The organism is Streptomyces sp. NPDC048142 (assembly GCF_043202835.1).
Taxonomy (GTDB): Bacteria; Actinomycetota; Actinomycetes; order Streptomycetales; family Streptomycetaceae; genus Streptomyces.
Window position 1 is genome coordinate 72458 of sequence record NZ_JBIDBC010000025.1, and the last position, 15155, is coordinate 87612.

The window sequence follows — 15155 nt, forward strand, 5'->3', positions numbered from 1 at the left end:
CGCTTCCTACCGAGCGGTCCGGGCCTGCGGCGTGACGGACGCGCCGTTCAAGGAGCGGCGCGGAACATCACTCCGAGGACAGCTCGGTCTCCACACCGCACTCCTCGAACAGAGAGATAACGCTCTCGGTGAAATCGCTGCCCAGCGCCTCGCGGGAGGCCGCGTAGTTCCGCCACACCAGGCGGAACGGCGTCGCTCCGTCGCGCCGCATGGTCCGAAGGCAGTCGAAGACCGCGTCGCGGTTCGAACCGAAGTAGCCGCCGGGTCCGTTGACGGCTTCTCCCAGGGCGCAGTAGAAGCCGTCCCTCGTGGTGATTGCGGTGCTGTCGATGACCGCCGTCCCGTCGGTACCGTAGCGGGTCGCGTCCCGCCCGGAGTCGAACCAGGCGGTCTGCACGACGTGCAGCCAGCTCTCGTGCCAGTCGGACGGGTAGTGGGCCCATTCCCCGCGCTCGACGGGTCGACGCGTGGCCCACTTCCGCCAGATCTCTCCGGCCCGGGGGTACTCGCAGATGTGTCCGATGGAGTAGTCGAGGTCGGGGCGGTCCGCGCCGGACGACACGAGCTCGTGCCGGAACTCGGCGGCCACCCTCCCGAGGTAGTACGCCCCGATCGTTCTCCCCTGCCGGTCGACGACCTGCAGTTCGGCGCGCTCGGTCTTCCGCCGGCCACGGCCGACCTGGTGTACCCGGACGAAGGTGACGGTCTCCGGCGGCTCCCGGTCCTCCTCCATGAAGTAGTTCAGCAGGTCTTCGGCAGCGATCAGGACCGCTCCGGATTCCTGATCGACAAGTCGATACAGGACGTCCTGCGAATCGTCGATGCCTTCACGTTCGGGGTTCATGCGTAACCGATCCGTTCAACGGGGAAGGCCGAAGCCGCGCGACCCCTTCGCCGGAACTCCCGACGCTGTGTCACGCGGCTTCGACTGTGTGCCGACTGCTGTCTACTTCTTCTTCTTGTTCCAGCCCCAGTCAGGGAAGTGCGGAGCCGTGAAGCGCTGGATCTTCTTGTAGTGGGTCGAGGTCCACCCGATCATCTCAATCCCGTTCGGCAGGGTCTTGACCAGGATCCTCTGCTTGTCGGAAGCGTTCGGAACCGCGTACTCCTTGGCTCCGGCCCACTTCGGCCACTCTTTGCCCTTGTAGGTGTCGTGGGAGGTGAGCCCGCCCTGCTTGTAGAGGTCGTACGCCTCCGCGATCTCCCAGCTCATCCCCGTGGGCAGATCGTCCGACAGGCGGTTGCCGGGGCACTTTTTCTTGCCCTTGCCCTTGCCCGCCTGGAACGCGACGGTCCGGACCTCGCCCGTCATGACCCGTGCGCCCGATGCTCCCGTGCCGTTACAGGGGAGCTTCTTGAGGATCTTGAGCTTGAGGGCGCTCAGGATGAGATCGTCGACGCACGAGAGCGACTTGTTCGCGAGGCAGTTCTCGATCTCGTCGGCGCCGATGTACCAGGCGACCATCTGGTCGATGTAGGAACTCTCGCTGCAGCCCATTCCGCCGGCACCGTCGGAGACGCAGATGAGGACCGTGTCACCCGGCCTCAGCTCCTCGTTGTCCAGCAGCCCCTGGCGGAATTCGACGAACCGCTTCTGCACCGCCTTGCGCATCTCGTCGTCGGAGATCGGCTTGCTCGGGTCCTTCATCTCCGCCCGGATCTGCTCCTGCAGTTCCGCGATCAGCTTGGTGGCGGCGATCTTCAGGGCTTCGGTCTCGGCCTTGGCCGCGGCGACCGCGTCCTTGTCCGCGGCCGCTGCCGAGATTCCGGCCTGATAGGCCGAGATCCCGGCCTGGTACGCGTAGTTCCCGGCGACGCCGACGGAGTGCTGGGCGCGTTCCGCGGAGCGGGCCGCCGACTGGGCGTCCTTCTGCGCCGCCGCAGCCGCGTTGCGCGCTGTCCGGGCGGATTCGGCCGCCTTCTCGGAGGACGCGGCCGCCTCGTTCGCCGACGCATCGGCCTGCTTGGCGTAGTTGTTCGCGTCCTTGGCGGAGTCGGCTGCCTTGTTCGCCCACTTCACGGCGTCCGCGGCGTTCTTGCGCGCGTCCGCGGCCACCTTCTGGGCCAGGTGGGCGTCCTTCTGTGCGAGGTGGGCCGACTTGTAGGCGGCCAGCAGCAGCGTGTTGACCTCCGCGATGTGGGCTCCGGCATTGGCGTCACGCTGCCGTGCCCGGTGGAGACCGATCTCCAGGAAGGGGCGCAGCCTGCTCGGCGGACCCGACAGCACGGCCTGCGCCGCGGCCTTGACCTCGGGGCCACCGGTACTGAGGGCCTTGCTGACCAGAACGCGGTCGTCGTCCTCCCGGGCCGTGTGCTGCCCGGTCTCCAGGAACCGCGCCACATCGGCGTCGGTGCCGTCGAGCGCCGCGCCGGCGGCGGCCTTCACACCGGGGCCGCCCTCGGCGAGGAGCTTGGCGACGGCGACCCGGTCGTCGTCCCCCTTGCCCGGATACGCGCGGGTGCGAAGGAACTCCCGTACCCGCTCGACCGGTTCGTCGACCATGTCCAGGGCCGCCTGCTGCTGGGCCGGAATCTCGCTGGTGGCGGCGATGTGGGCGACGCTGGCGCGATCGTCCTGTTCCAGCGCCACCGCCAGCGTGGTGTGCACGAACTCGGACACACCGGCGTCGGTGCCCGACAGCGCGGCTTCGGCGGCGCTCCGCACCCAGGTGCCGCTGCTGCGGAGCATGTTGACCGCGGCCTGCCGGCCCTTGGTGGCGGTGATCGCCGGGTCGGATGCCGCCTTGGCCTCCGCCAGCAGCGTCCGGGTCCGCGCGGTGAGTTCCTGGATGCGGCCGACCTGCCACTGGGCGGCGGCCGTGCGGGCCTCGTGGGCCCGGTTGGCCTCCTCGGCGGCCAGCACTTCCTCGTCCTGCTGCTGGGCCAGCCGTTCGGCGTCCGTCTTGCGGGCGAGGTCCACCACGGTCATGGCCTGTCGCGCCGCCTTCAGCGCGTTGTCGGCGGACTTCGTCGCCGCGTTCGCGGCGGCGGTGGCCGCCTCCGCGGCATCCACCGCGTTGCCCGCCTCGTCGGCGGCCTTGTCCGCCGCCTTCGCCGCGGCTCGGGCGTGCGTGGCCGCGTCATTGGCCGCGTCACGCGACTGCCGGGCGGCCGTGGCGGCCTGGTTGGCGTTGATCTGGGTGGCTCTGGCCGCCCTCGTCGCCTGGTCGGCGAGCCGCTTGGCCTTGGCCGCCGCCGCGGCCGCCTTGTCGCCACTGGCGCCCGCCGAGCCGGCCCATCGGCCGGCGTCGGCTGCCGCCGCTGCCGCCGCTGCGGCGTTGGCCCCCGCGCTGGCCGCCGCTCCGGCCGACTTGGCGGCCTCCTCGGAGGCGACACCGGCCTGCTCGGCGGCGTCGGCCGCGTCCTCGGCCCCGTCCGCGGCGTCGCGCGCCTTCTCGGCGGCCTTCCGGGCCTTCTTGGCGAGGGAGGCGTCACCGGCGGCCGCACCGGCCGCGGACCGGGCCAGCGCCGCCGCGTTGCCCGCCCGGCTGGCGGCATAGGCCGCCTGCGCCGCTGCGGTGGCCGCCACGCGGGCCGTGGCGTTCGCCGCGGCGGCCGCCGACACCGCGGTGCGGGCCGACTGAGCGGCGCGGGTCGCGGCTGCCGCGGCCCGGGAGGCGGCCGCCGCGGCCTTCCCGGCCGATTCCTGCGACTCCTTCGCCTCCTTGGCCGCGAGCAGCGCCGCTGTCTTGGCCGCCGCCGTGGCCTTCTCCGCCTTGTCCGCCTCGTCCTTGGCGGTCTCGGTGAGCCTCTTGGCCTGCTTCTGCGCGTGGCTGGCGACGGCGGCCAACTCCGCGACGGTGAGCGTCTCCTGGTCGCGCGCCGACGCGATCGCCCACCCGTGGTCCAGGAACTCCTGGATGTCCGCGTCCGTGCCGTCCATGGCCTGGTTCGCGAGCTTCCGTACGTTCGGGCCGCCCGATCCCAGCAGCCGGGAGACGAGAACGCGGTTGTCGTCGTTGCGCGCCTTGTACTGGCCGTCCTGGAGGAACGCGTTCCAGTCGTCGGCCGTGCCGTCCAGCGCGGCGCCGGCCGCTGCCTTCACACCCGGGCCGCCCGTGGCCATCACCGTCGAGACCCTGACCCGCAGGTCCTCGTCGTGCGCCGGGGCCAGTGTGGTGCCCAGGAAGGCCTTGAGCTGTGTGGCGTTGCCGTCCATGGCGGTGTTGGCCGCGTCCCGCACGGCCGGGCCGCCCTTGCCCATGACCTGGGCGACCTGGACCCGCAGGTCGTCCTCCCAGATGCTCGGCAGGTCCTGGGTCATGAACGTCTGGATGTCCTGGTCGGAACCGGTCAGGGCGACCGCGGCCGCCTCGCGCACACCCGGGCCGCCGTACTTCCAGGCTTCCAGCACGTCGGTTCTGTCGTACACCCACGGTTCGTCCTCGGCCGCGGCAGGACGCATATCGATGCCCATGACCATCACTAGGGCTATCAGCGTCGCCACGGCGCCACGCCATGACAGCGCGGCTCGCAACCTGGCATTCAATGCCTTGCTCCTTCGTTCGCTCTTGGGCGGGTGTTGGTGGGGCTCGCCGACGGGGCCGCTTCCGGTGAGGGCCCCCGACAAGCGGGAGTCCCCGAGGGCCGTTGCCTTCGGGGACTCCGTCAGCCTTCGGTCGGAGCGGTGGACAGCCCTTACCGTGCCGGGCGGCCGAAACCCGCGCCGGACACCGGGAGTCGGCCGGTGCCGGGCCGGTGCGTGGTCGCCGGGGCGACCGCGCCGCCCGTGGACACGCCGGGGATCGGCAGGGCGCGGCGGGCGGCGGGCGCGGTGGGGCCGTACGCCATGCCGGCGTACGGGGGCGCATCCGTGAAGTGGACGCTCCTGCCCGGGTACTGACCGGCGCCCGGGGCGCCCGGGACACCGTCGCCGGCTTCGATCCGCCGGTCGGTGGCGCCGGCCGAGCCCGAGGGCGGGCAGGCCGGGCCCGCCCGGACACCCGTTCCGGTGGCCGCGCCGCCCGGGCGTTCCTCCATCGCGATGCGAACCAGGGCCGCTCCGGGACTACTTGGCGGTCCGGATCTCCACGAGCATGTGCTCACGGCCCTGCTCGTCCGCGCTCTCACCCACCGAGGTCCATGCGTTGCTGGTGATGTCGAACGACTTCTTCTCGCTGCCGACGGTCATGTCGACCTCGGTCGTGTAGTCGTTGCCCTTGATGGAATGCACCGCCGGGATCTCCATCGTCAGCCACCCCGAGTTCCCGGTGGCGCGGAAACAGATCTTCTTGTTGTCCTGTCGGCGTGCCCACACCTCGATGAGACCGGTGCCGCCGGCGCACTCCACGAGGACGATGTGGCCGTCTCCGCGCTTCAGCAGGATCCCCTGCTCCGCGAGGATCTTGTCGGCCTGCGGGTAGGAGAAGTCCTCCACCGCGTAACCCGGCGCCTCGTCGGCGGCAGCGGCCTCCGGAGTTTCGGCCGCCACGGAGGCTCCCCCCGCGAGCACGAGCCAGGCCAGCGATCCGCCCGCGACCGTTGCGGCCATGGCCTGCGTCAGAGGTCTCCGCCACCGCGACTTCGTCCGGTTTGCGATATGTGCCTTCACTCGGGTGCCTCACCTGGTCGGGTTTCGCTCGGTCCGCCGAAGAGGCCGGAGCGAGAACGGCGACAAGATGTTTCACCCTGATGCGGCATGCGACACGCGAACCCCCCGGCCCTGCTCCGAAGATCAACTTCGGCGCAGCCATATTGCCCGGCCGCCCACATCTTGTCCACCGTACGGATACGCCGAAAAGGGGCGAACGGCGGCACCTCTCTGTGACCCCCGACACTCTCCGGAAAGGCTGTACGACTGTCCACGAACACCGCCACCCCACAGCGGCGCAGTCGCGTGAAAGGCTCGCCCCATGGTGCATATCGGAACCGTGGTGATGGGCGCGTCCGACGTACGGCGGGCCGCCGCTTTCTGGAAGGCGGCGCTTCAGTACACCGAGCGCGAGCCGGGGACGGACGACTGGGTGGTCCTGGTCCCGGTGGGCGGACCCGGCGTGGGGCTGTCGCTGGGCCGCTCCACCTCCCCCGTGCAGGAGGTCCCCCGGGTCCACCTCGACCTCTACTCCGATACGCAGGAGGCCGAGGTGGAGCGGCTGGTGGGGCTGGGCGCGGTCCGGGTGGAGTGGGACCTCTACCCTCCGGACCCGGACTTCGTGGTGCTCGCCGACCCCGAGGGCAACCGCTTCTGCGTCATCGACACGACGTACGGCGGCTGAGCCGGCCCAGGGATCCCGGGGTCAGAGGACGACCTGGTCCGTTCCCTGCTCCAGGTTCGTGATCGCGGCCCGGCAGGCGCCGACGAAGCGGTCGAAGAGCGGGGTCGTGCTGCCGGCCCGGCCCGCGCGGGTGTTGACGGTGAACATGGCGGCGCGCAGCTCCGTGGTGAGCTCCAGCTGACCGCCCTTGGCGAGCATGGTGCGGTTGACCGGGTTGTCGGTGTTGACCCCGGCCAGGGCGGGCACCTCGTCGCCGTCCCGCCAGGCGATGCCGATCGCGTCGAACTCGGCCTTGAGCAGGGTCTTGAAGCGGGTGTTCCGGCCTCCGACGACCACGGCCTGCGGGGCGGTGCCCGCCTGCGCCGCCGTACAGCCGTGCAGGCTCAGCACGTTGAGGCTGCTCGCCGCCATGGAGACGGCGACGTGGTCGTCGCAGTTCTTCGAGGTGACGTGCAGGTCGCGGTTGCCGGATGAGCGCAGTCCTTCGAACATCCAGTAGTCGAACGTGCCGTGGCCGTCCGTCAGCGGGGCGAGTGTGTCCGGGTGGTAGCCGGCGATGGCGAGGCAGAGTTCGGAGGTGCCCATCTCGATGCCGCCGCCGTGCAGGGCCATGACGGTGGTCCGGTTGTACGGGTACTTCTGCGGGAGCGAGTGGTCGGCGTACTCGTGTCTCCGGTAGCGGCGGGCGAATTCGACGCCCTCCTGTCCGGCGAGCTTTCTGTAGAGGTCGGTGTTGGAGGTGTAGATGTCCAGGTCACCGGTGGCGTGGGCGTCGGTCGCGGTGAGCGAGCCCAGCAGCGGACCGCTGACGGCTGCGGTGGCGAGGGCGGTGAGGACCGTACGACGGCTGGTGGAAGTCATGATCGATATCGTCGCCGACCCGGGCCGGACGGCACAGGACTCACCCTGTGCCGTCCGTCACGGTCCGGTGTGCCCGGAGCGCTCCAGGAAGGGTTCCAGCAGCCCCGGTACGGCCTCGGCGGCGAAGGTGAGGCCCTCGGACGCGTCGGTGTCGTACGCCGTGTACGCGCCCGCGCCCGCGGCCGTGGTGGCCGTGATGCTCAGCAGCCCGGCCCGCCGCTGGAAGACCGACTGCTTGACCGTCCAGCCGATCACCCCGGCCCGCTCCAGGGCGGCGGTGGAGCGCCGGACCGTACCGGAGCGGGTGACCAGGTAGCGCCCGGAGAGCGCGTGCCCGAGCCCCCGGTACGCGTCCAGGGCGAGCGCCACCGCCACGGGGGCGAGCACCACCGCGCAGCCGAGCGCGATCCCCAGCAGCACGGGGGTGAGCAGCGCCCCGAGGACGGCCAGGACGAGAACCGGGCCGAGGACCGCGGCGAGCGACCAGCGCAGTCTGCGGCCCCGGGCGGCGCGCGGGTGGCGGACGAGCTCGGCGCCGGTCGGGGTGACCGCCGCGCGCAGCACGTCGGCGGCGACGGTGTCGGCCCGGGTCCGGGGCACGACCGGGAGCAGGGTGTCGTGGTCGGCCTTCTTGGCTTCGTGGTCCTTGGCGAGGCCGGTGGTGATGGCGTCCAGCCGGGCCGCGCCGAGCAGCCGCACGCCCAGCGGCTCGACCAGGTCGACACCGCGCAGCCGGGCCTCCTCGACGGAGATCGACCGGGAGGTGAACAGTCCGCGCCGGACCCGCAGGGTGCCGCCGGGCTCACGCTCCAGGCGGTAGTTCCACCACATCTCGATCCAGAGGACGAGCGCTCCGGCGACGCCCGCGACCAGGGCGGCCAGGGCCAGGCCGACGATCACCCAGAGCAGCGGGGTGTCCCGGAAGCGGTCGCCGGCCCACTCGATGACCTCGCCCTGGGCGCCGATCCAGTCGCTGACCTGGAGCACGGCTCCGACGGCGGCGCCGCCGAGCATGGGGGCGACGAAGGAGACCGGGGCGTAGCGGATCCAGCGGGGGTCCAGGACGGCCAGTTCCCCTTCGCGGTGGACGCCGGAGTGTGCGGTGCCGGCGCGTTCCAGCAGGAGGCGGCGCAGCCGTTCGCCCTCGGCGCGGGTGACCGGGTCCAGCCGGAGGGTCGAGTCGTGGCCCTGTTCGCCGGTGCCGATCCGGACGGTGACCAGGCCGAGGAGGCGCAGCATCAGGTTGGCGGTGAGGTCGACCGTGCGGATACGTGTCCGGGCCAGGGAGCGGCGTTTGACGAGGAGGAGGCCGGTGTGGAGGTCGACGCGCTCCTCGCCGACGCGGTAGCGGGTGCGGTGCCAGCGGATCCGGTCGACGCCCGCCGCGGCCCCGACGACCAGGACGGCTCCGGCGAGCACCTGGAGCACGGCGGCCGGGAGGCCGAACCATCGGGTGAGGCCGAGCGTGACGGGGATGGCGGCTCCCGCGACGACGCCTGCCACGACGAGTGCGGTGACCAGGACCGTACGGGGGTCGAGGCGGCGCCAGTCGCCTTCCGGGGCGACGGTGCTCATGTGGCGTCGCCGGGGGTGCCGCGGGTGATACGGGTGAGCCGCCCGGCCAGGTCGGCGGCGACCTCGTGGTCCAGCCCCTGGATCCGTACCGCGCCCTTGGCGGAGGCGGTGGTGACCGTGACGGTGGCGAGGCGGTGGAGCTGCTCCAGCGGGCCGCGCACGGTGTCCACGGTCTGGATCCGGGACATCGGGGCGATCCGCCACTCCTGCCAGAAGAACCCGGTGCGGACGTACACCGCGTCCTCGGTGACCTCCCAGCGGTGCGTACGGAACCACCACAGGGGGAAGAGGACGGTGGCCGCCGCCCCCGCCGCGGCCAGGACCGCGGCGGACAGCAGCAGCCAGAAGCGGGCGGGGCCGATCAGCGCGCCCAGCACCGCGAGCGGCACGACGTGCAGCGCGGTCATCAGCAGCCACTGGACCCGCCACCAGCCGACGGCACGCTCGTTCAGCGTGTTGCGCGGCGGCCGCAGCCGTACCGTCGTCCCCTCTCCCTGTGGCATCGGCTCAGCGCCCCCGCAGGGTGCGGTAGGCGGCGACCAGCGCGGCGGTGGAGCTGTCCAGCTCCCCGGCGTCCGGGGCCGCGCCCTCGTCACCGGTCAGCAGCGGTTCGATCTTCTTGGCGAGGACCTTGCCGAGCTCGACGCCCCACTGGTCGAAGGAGTCGATGTTCCAGATGGCGCCCTGGACGAAGACCTTGTGCTCGTACAGCGCGATGAGCTGGCCGAGGACCGAGGGGGTCAGCCTGTCGGCGAGGATCGTCGTCGTGGGGTGGTTGCCCCGGAACGTCTTGTGCGGGACCAGTTCCTCCGGCACTCCCTCCGCCCGGACCTCCTCGGGCGTCTTGCCGAAGGCGAGGGCCTGGGTCTGGGCGAAGAAGTTGGCCATCAGCAGGTCGTGCTGGGCGATCAGCCCGGGGAGCAGATCGTGGACCGGGGCGGCGAAGCCGATGAAGTCCGCCGGGATCAGCTTGGTGCCCTGGTGGATCAGCTGGTAGTACGCGTGCTGCCCGTTGGTGCCGGGCGTGCCCCAGACGACCGGTCCGGTCTGCCAGTCCACGGGGTCGCCGTCGCGGTCGACGGACTTGCCGTTGGACTCCATGTCGAGCTGCTGGAGGTACGCGGTGAACTTGGACAGGTAGTGGCTGTAGGGCAGCACCGCGTGCGCCTGGGCGTCGAAGAAGTTGCCGTACCAGACGCCGAGGAGGCCCAGCAGGAGCGGGGCGTTCTCCTCCGGGGGGGCGGTGCGGAAGTGCTCGTCGACGAGGTGGAAGCCGTCCAGCATCTCGCGGAAGCGGTCCGGGCCGATGGCGACCATCAGCGAGAGGCCGATCGCCGAGTCGTAGGAGTAGCGGCCGCCGACCCAGTCCCAGAACTCGAACATGTTGGCCGTGTCGATGCCGAACTCCTCGACCTTCTCGGCGTTGGTCGACAGTGCCACGAAGTGCCGGGCGACGGCGTCCTGACCGGCCTTCAGCTCGGTCAGCAGCCAGTCCCGGGCGGAGGTGGCGTTGGTGATGGTCTCGATCGTCGTGAACGTCTTCGAGGCGATGACGAACAGCGTCTCGGCCGGGTCGAGGTCGCGGACGGCCTCGTGCAGGTCGGCGCCGTCGACGTTGGAGACGAAGCGGACGGTGAGCGCGCGGTCCGTGAAGGAGCGCAGCACCTCGTACGCCATGGCGGGTCCGAGGTCGGAGCCGCCGATGCCGATGTTGACGATGTTCTTGACTGGCTTGCCGGTGTGGCCGGTCCACTGCCCGGACCGGACCTTCTCGGCGAAGCCGGCCATCTTGTCCAGGACGGCGTGCACGGCGGGTACGACGTTCTCGCCGTCGACCTCGACGACCGCATCGCGCGGGGCGCGGAGCGCGGTGTGCAGGACCGCCCGGTCCTCGGTGGTGTTGATCTTCTCGCCGCGGAACATCGCGTCCCGCAGCTCCGCGACCCCGGTGGCGGCGGCGAGCTCGCGCAGCAGGCGCAGCGTCTCGTCGGTGACCAGGTGCTTGGAGTAGTCGAGGTGGAGGTCGCCGACCCGCAGGGTGCAGGCGGTGCCGCGGTCCGGCCGGCGCGCGAACAGCTCGCGCAGCCGGGGAGCGCCGAGCTCCTCACGGTGCTTGGCGAGAGCCGTCCACTCGGGCATCTGGTTGAGCTTGGTTCGGCTTGCTGCGTTCATCCCGGATATCAGCCCACTTCTTCTCGTCACTCAGCATCCCCGCTGCCCCTCCAACCTAATTGATCGAGGAGGCGGGCGGCGTGACGGAGGGCGGTGACGCGGGAACGCGATCCGGCCGGACACCCGTGGGGTGTCCGGCCGGTGAACGACTGGGTGGTCCGTGGAGTTTGTTCCGTGGAGCCTGTTCCGTGGAGCCCGTTACGAGGGAGGCGGCCGCTAGATCTCGCCGCGAAGCTTGGCCAGCGCCTCGGCGAGGATCGCCTCGCCGTCCTCGTCGCTGCGTCGCTCGCGTACGTACGCCAGATGCGTCTTGTACGGCTCGGTGCGGGGCGGGTCGGGCGGGCTGTCCTTGTCCTGGCCGGCCGGGAAACCGCAGCGCGGGCAGTCCCAGATGTCCGGCACCTGCGCGTCATGGGCGAAGCTGGGCTGCGTCTCGTGCCCGTTCGAGCACCAGAAGGAGATGCGGGCGCGCGGTGCGGACTCGCCCCGCTCGGCCTCCCCCATCGGCCCCGCTCCGACCCGGCTTCCCCGGATCGCGTTGCCACTTGCCACGGTCGTAACTCCCTGCGTGATGGTGCTCGAGGATGCCCCAGTCTACGTAAGGCCCAACGCGCGTCCAGTGAAAGGAGTTACACCCTCACCGGGAATCGCGGACGACGGGTCAGTTGTCCAGCTTGATGAGCAGACCGAGGACGACAATGCACGCGAACCAGACCAGACCGACCACCACGGTGATCCGGTCGAGGTTACGTTCGGCGACCGAGGAGCCACCGACGGAGGACTGCATTCCGCCACCGAACATGTCGGAGAGACCGCCGCCCTTGCCCTTGTGCATGAGCACCAGCAGCATCAGCAGCAGGCTGAAGACGATCAGGGCGATCTGGAACGCCAGAATCACGGCTGGTCCCTACTTTCCGGATTTCTCGATTACTGCCTGTACGTACAGCGGGGGCCGGAGGGTGACAACCCCCTCGGCCCCCGCAAGGGTACGACGGATCCGCGCTACCGCATACTCACTGGTCGCGGAAGCGGACGATCTTGACGAACTCGTCGGCGTCCAGTGCGGCGCCGCCGATGAGGGCGCCGTCCACGTCGGGCTGCGCCATGATGGCCGCGACGTTGCCGGACTTCACCGAGCCGCCGTACTGGATGCGGACGGCGTCGGCCAGCTCCTGCGAGTACAGCTCGGCCAGCCGGCGGCGGATCGCGCCGCAGACCTCCTGGGCGTCCTCGGGGGTGGCGACCTCGCCGGTCCCGATGGCCCAGACCGGCTCGTAGGCGATCACGACGGTCTCGGCCTGCTCGGCCGGGACGCCCTTCAGGGCGCCGTCGAGCTGCGCGAGCGTGTGGGAGACCTGGTTGCCGGCCTTGCGGACGTCCAGGCCCTCGCCGACGCAGAGGATCGGGGTCAGTCCGTGCTTGTAGGCGGCCTTCACCTTGGCGTTGCAGATCTCGTCGTTCTCGTCGTGGTACTGGCGGCGCTCGCTGTGGCCGACGGCCACGTACGTGCAGCGCAGCTTGGCGAGCATGGGGCCGGAGATCTCACCGGTGTACGCGCCGGAGTCGTGCGCCGAGATGTCCTGGGCACCGTACTTGATCTTCAGCTTGTCGCCGTCGACCAGGGTCTGCACGGAGCGCAGGTCGGTGAAGGGCGGCAGGACGGCGACCTCTACGGCGTCGTAGTCCTTGTCGGCCAGGGCGAAGGAGAGCTTCTGGACGTGGGCGATGGCCTCGAGGTGGTTGAGGTTCATCTTCCAGTTGCCCGCCATCAGCGGGGTACGGGTGGTCATTGCGGGTCAGTCCTCCAGTGCGGCGAGGCCGGGAAGCGTCTTGCCCTCGAGGTATTCGAGACTCGCGCCGCCACCGGTCGAAATATGTCCGAAAGCATTCTCGTCGAAGCCCAGGATGCGAACGGCCGCGGCGGAGTCGCCACCGCCGACGACGCTGAAGGCCGACGAGTCGACGAGCGCCTGGGCGACCGCGCGGGTGCCGTCGGCGAAGTCGGGGTGCTCGAAGACGCCCATCGGGCCGTTCCAGAAAACGGTGGCCGCGTCGGCGAGCTTCGCTGCGTAGAGCTTGTTGGTCTCCGGCCCGTTGTCCAGCCCCATCTGGCCGGCCGGCATGGCGTCGGCGGCGACGGTGGTGGGATGGGCCGGGGCCTTGGTCTTCAGGTCGGGGAAGGCGGGGGCCACGACGACGTCGACGGGGAGGACGAACTCCACGCCCTTCTCCTCGGCGCGCCGCAGGTACTCCCGCACGGCCGGGATCTGGTCCTCCTGGAGCAGCGAGCTGCCGACCTCGTGGCCCTGGGCCTTGAGGAAGGTGTACGCCATGCCGCCGCCGATCAGGATGCGGTCGGCCCGCTCCAGCAGGTGGTCGATCACGCCGAGCTTGTCGGAGACCTTGGCGCCGCCGAGGACGACCGCGTACGGCCGCTTCACGTCGGTGGTGAGCTTCTTCAGGACGCCGACCTCGGTGGCGATGAGGTAGCCCGCGTAGTGCGGGAGCCGGGCCGGGAGGTCGAAGACCGAGGCGTGCTTGCGGTGCACCGCGCCGAAGCCGTCGCCCACGTAGACGTCGGCGAGCTCGGCCAGCCGGTCGGCGAAGGCGCCGCGCTCGGCGTCGTCCTTGGACGTCTCGCCGGCGTTGAAGCGGAGGTTCTCGATGACGGCGACCCGACCGTCGGTGAGAGCGGCGACCGCGGCGCGGGCGGACTCGCCGACCGTGTCGGTGGCGAAGACGACCTCGGCACCGAGGAGTTCGCCCAGGCGCGCGGCGGCGGGCGCCAGCGAGTAGGCCGGGTCCGGGGCGCCCTTGGGGCGGCCGAGGTGCGAGGCGACGACGACGCGCGCGCCGGCCTCGGCGAGCTTGGCGACCGTCGGGACGACGGCGCGGATACGGCCGTCGTCGGTGATCGTGGTGCCGTCCAGCGGCACATTGAGGTCGGCGCGGACGAATACCCGCTTGCCCGCGACCCCTTCGGCGAGAAGTTCGTCGATCGTCTTCATCTGGTCTTCCGTTACTCCTTGCAAGGACGGATGGGCATGCCGGGGGGCTCGGCCGGCGCTCCGTTGCGCCGGCCGAGCCCCTCAGCTCACATCGATGTGCCTGCCGATCCGGGGATCAGAGCTGCTCGCCGACGAAGACCGTGAGGTCGACGAGGCGGTTGGAGTAGCCCCACTCGTTGTCGTACCAGCCGAGGATCTTCACCGTGCTGCCCTCCTGGACCATGGTCAGGGAGGAGTCGAAGGTGCAGGACGACGGGTCGCCGACGATGTCCGAGGAGACGATCGGGTCCTCGGTGTACGTCAGGAAGCCCTTGAGGGCGCCGTCGTCGGAGGCCTTCTTGAACGCGGCGTTGACCTCGTCCTTGGTGACCTCGCGCTGGAGGGTGACGACCAGGTCGGTGGCGGAGCCGGTCGGGACCGGGACGCGCATCGCGATGCCGTCGAGCTTGCCCTTGAGCTGCGGGAGGACCAGGGCGGTGGCCTTGGCGGCACCGGTGGTGGTCGGGATGATGTTCTCGGCGGCGGCGCGGGCGCGACGCAGGTCCGAGTGCGGGAAGTCCAGGATCCGCTGGTCGTTGGTGTACGCGTGGACCGTCGTCATCAGGCCCTTGACGATGCCGAAGTTCTCGTCGAGAACCTTGGCCATCGGCGCCACACAGTTGGTGGTGCAGGAGGCGTTGGAGATGACGTTGTGGTTGGCCGCGTCGTACTGGTCCTGGTTGACGCCCATCACGATGGTGATGTCCTCGTCCTTGGCCGGAGCCGAGATGAGGACCTTCTTGGCGCCGCCCGCGATGTGCTTCTCGGCGTCGGCCTTCTTGGTGAAGATGCCGGTCGACTCGATGACGATGTCGACGCCCAGCTCACCCCAGGGGATGTCGGCCGGGTTGCGCTCGGAGAGCACCTTGACGGTGTGACCATCGACGGTGATGGTGTCGGCGGTGTGGCTGACCTCTGCCTTGAGACGACCCAGAATGGTGTCGTACTTCAGCAGGTGGGCCGTGGTCGCAGTGTCACCCAGGTCGTTGACAGCCACGATCTCGATGTCCGCACCCTGCTCGAGCAGTGCGCGGAAGTAGTTGCGGCCGATGCGGCCGAAGCCGTTGATGCCTACGCGGATCGTCACGAACCGATCTCCTCGTTAGGTACGCCGGTTTTCGACGCCGGCGAGTTGTATAGGGATGTCCCCGACCGCTTCCGACCCTACCTCTCCAAGGGCCCGGGAGTGACATCGAGAGGGCCCCTACGAGCCACGCGGACGCGGCCGGAGGCCCGTACTCGCCAGTAGGGCCACGGGCCTCCGTTCGCCGGTCGGGACCTGGGT

14 protein-coding genes are annotated in these 15155 nt (G+C 70.6%); 1 reads left to right on the forward strand and 13 read right to left on the reverse strand.

What is annotated here, in order from left to right; translation table 11 throughout:
• Window positions 1–67: 67 nt before the first annotated feature.
• The 4 genes from ACGF2Y_RS26920 to ACGF2Y_RS26935 all read right to left on the reverse strand — a co-directional run bounded on the left by ACGF2Y_RS26920 (window position 68) and on the right by ACGF2Y_RS26935 (window position 5491).
• Window positions 68–844 carry a barstar family protein gene (locus ACGF2Y_RS26920; protein WP_392952385.1) on the reverse strand — a complete coding sequence of 259 codons (777 nt, stop codon included), beginning with the start codon at window positions 842–844 and terminating at the stop codon, window positions 68–70.
• Between the two features lie 102 nt (window positions 845–946).
• The gene (locus ACGF2Y_RS26925; RefSeq protein WP_392952388.1) at window positions 947–4447 is read right to left on the reverse strand and encodes an ALF repeat-containing protein; all 3501 of its coding nucleotides are present in this window, start codon (window positions 4445–4447) and stop codon (window positions 947–949) included.
• A gap of 191 nt (window positions 4448–4638) precedes the next feature.
• Window positions 4639–4980 (reverse strand): hypothetical protein, encoded by a 342-nt coding sequence (locus ACGF2Y_RS26930; RefSeq protein WP_392952391.1) that lies wholly within the window; start codon window positions 4978–4980, stop codon window positions 4639–4641.
• A gap of 28 nt (window positions 4981–5008) precedes the next feature.
• On the reverse strand, window positions 5009–5491 hold the full coding sequence (locus ACGF2Y_RS26935) for a hypothetical protein (RefSeq protein ID WP_392952394.1): 483 nt from the start codon (window positions 5489–5491) through the stop codon (window positions 5009–5011).
• Between the two features lie 361 nt (window positions 5492–5852).
• On the opposite strand from ACGF2Y_RS26935, the gene ACGF2Y_RS26940 reads away from it, so the two are divergent.
• Entirely contained in the window at window positions 5853–6215 is a 363-nt protein-coding gene (locus ACGF2Y_RS26940) for a VOC family protein (RefSeq protein ID WP_392952397.1), read from the forward strand.
• Between the two features lie 21 nt (window positions 6216–6236).
• Here ACGF2Y_RS26940 and ACGF2Y_RS26945 read toward each other — a convergent pair whose 3' ends face one another.
• The 9 genes from ACGF2Y_RS26945 to gap all read right to left on the reverse strand — a co-directional run bounded on the left by ACGF2Y_RS26945 (window position 6237) and on the right by gap (window position 14957).
• Window positions 6237–7076, reverse strand: coding sequence for a poly-gamma-glutamate hydrolase family protein (locus ACGF2Y_RS26945; protein WP_392952399.1), 840 nt, complete (start codon window positions 7074–7076; stop codon window positions 6237–6239).
• A 57-nt stretch (window positions 7077–7133) separates the two neighbouring features.
• Window positions 7134–8651, reverse strand: a complete 1518-nt coding sequence (locus tag ACGF2Y_RS26950) for a PH domain-containing protein (protein WP_392952401.1) — start codon at window positions 8649–8651, stop codon at window positions 7134–7136.
• Window positions 8648–9154 (reverse strand): PH domain-containing protein, encoded by a 507-nt coding sequence (locus tag ACGF2Y_RS26955; RefSeq protein ID WP_392952404.1) that lies wholly within the window; start codon window positions 9152–9154, stop codon window positions 8648–8650. The genes ACGF2Y_RS26950 and ACGF2Y_RS26955 overlap by 4 nt, the downstream gene beginning before the upstream one ends.
• A gap of 4 nt (window positions 9155–9158) precedes the next feature.
• Window positions 9159–10823 (reverse strand): glucose-6-phosphate isomerase, encoded by a 1665-nt coding sequence (gene pgi, locus ACGF2Y_RS26960; protein ID WP_392952407.1) that lies wholly within the window; start codon window positions 10821–10823, stop codon window positions 9159–9161.
• 216 nt (window positions 10824–11039) lie between these two features.
• Window positions 11040–11375: an RNA polymerase-binding protein RbpA gene (locus ACGF2Y_RS26965; RefSeq protein ID WP_078566397.1), complete on the reverse strand. Its 336-nt coding sequence runs from the start codon at window positions 11373–11375 to the stop codon at window positions 11040–11042.
• Window positions 11376–11484: 109 nt separating this feature from the next.
• A complete protein-coding gene (secG, locus tag ACGF2Y_RS26970) occupies window positions 11485–11721 on the reverse strand; it encodes a preprotein translocase subunit SecG (RefSeq protein ID WP_103535508.1) in 237 nt (78 codons plus the stop codon).
• Window positions 11722–11836: 115 nt separating this feature from the next.
• Entirely contained in the window at window positions 11837–12613 is a 777-nt protein-coding gene (gene tpiA / locus ACGF2Y_RS26975; protein ID WP_392952410.1) for a triose-phosphate isomerase, read from the reverse strand.
• A gap of 6 nt (window positions 12614–12619) precedes the next feature.
• Window positions 12620–13831 carry a phosphoglycerate kinase gene (locus ACGF2Y_RS26980; RefSeq protein WP_392952413.1) on the reverse strand — a complete coding sequence of 404 codons (1212 nt, stop codon included), beginning with the start codon at window positions 13829–13831 and terminating at the stop codon, window positions 12620–12622.
• A 115-nt stretch (window positions 13832–13946) separates the two neighbouring features.
• Window positions 13947–14957: a type I glyceraldehyde-3-phosphate dehydrogenase gene (gap, locus tag ACGF2Y_RS26985; protein ID WP_392952415.1), complete on the reverse strand. Its 1011-nt coding sequence runs from the start codon at window positions 14955–14957 to the stop codon at window positions 13947–13949.
• Window positions 14958–15155 lie beyond the last annotated feature (198 nt).

Bases quoted from the DNA above. Each gene is read 5' to 3' on its own strand.
- ACGF2Y_RS26935 (WP_392952394.1), bottom strand. From the start codon at position 5,491: ATGGCCGCAACGGTCGCGGGCGGATCGCTGGCCTGGCTCGTGCTCGCG.
- ACGF2Y_RS26950 (WP_392952401.1), bottom strand. From the start codon at position 8,651: ATGAGCACCGTCGCCCCGGAAGGCGACTGGCGCCGCCTCGACCCCCGT.
- ACGF2Y_RS26980 (WP_392952413.1), bottom strand. From the start codon at position 13,831: ATGAAGACGATCGACGAACTTCTCGCCGAAGGGGTCGCGGGCAAGCGG.
- tpiA (WP_392952410.1), bottom strand. From the start codon at position 12,613: ATGACCACCCGTACCCCGCTGATGGCGGGCAACTGGAAGATGAACCTC.
- ACGF2Y_RS26920 (WP_392952385.1), bottom strand. From the start codon at position 844: ATGAACCCCGAACGTGAAGGCATCGACGATTCGCAGGACGTCCTGTAT.
- ACGF2Y_RS26930 (WP_392952391.1), bottom strand. From the start codon at position 4,980: ATGGAGGAACGCCCGGGCGGCGCGGCCACCGGAACGGGTGTCCGGGCG.
- ACGF2Y_RS26940 (WP_392952397.1), top strand. From the start codon at position 5,853: ATGGTGCATATCGGAACCGTGGTGATGGGCGCGTCCGACGTACGGCGG.
- ACGF2Y_RS26955 (WP_392952404.1), bottom strand. From the start codon at position 9,154: ATGCCACAGGGAGAGGGGACGACGGTACGGCTGCGGCCGCCGCGCAAC.
- pgi (WP_392952407.1), bottom strand. From the start codon at position 10,823: ATGAACGCAGCAAGCCGAACCAAGCTCAACCAGATGCCCGAGTGGACG.
- ACGF2Y_RS26945 (WP_392952399.1), bottom strand. From the start codon at position 7,076: ATGACTTCCACCAGCCGTCGTACGGTCCTCACCGCCCTCGCCACCGCA.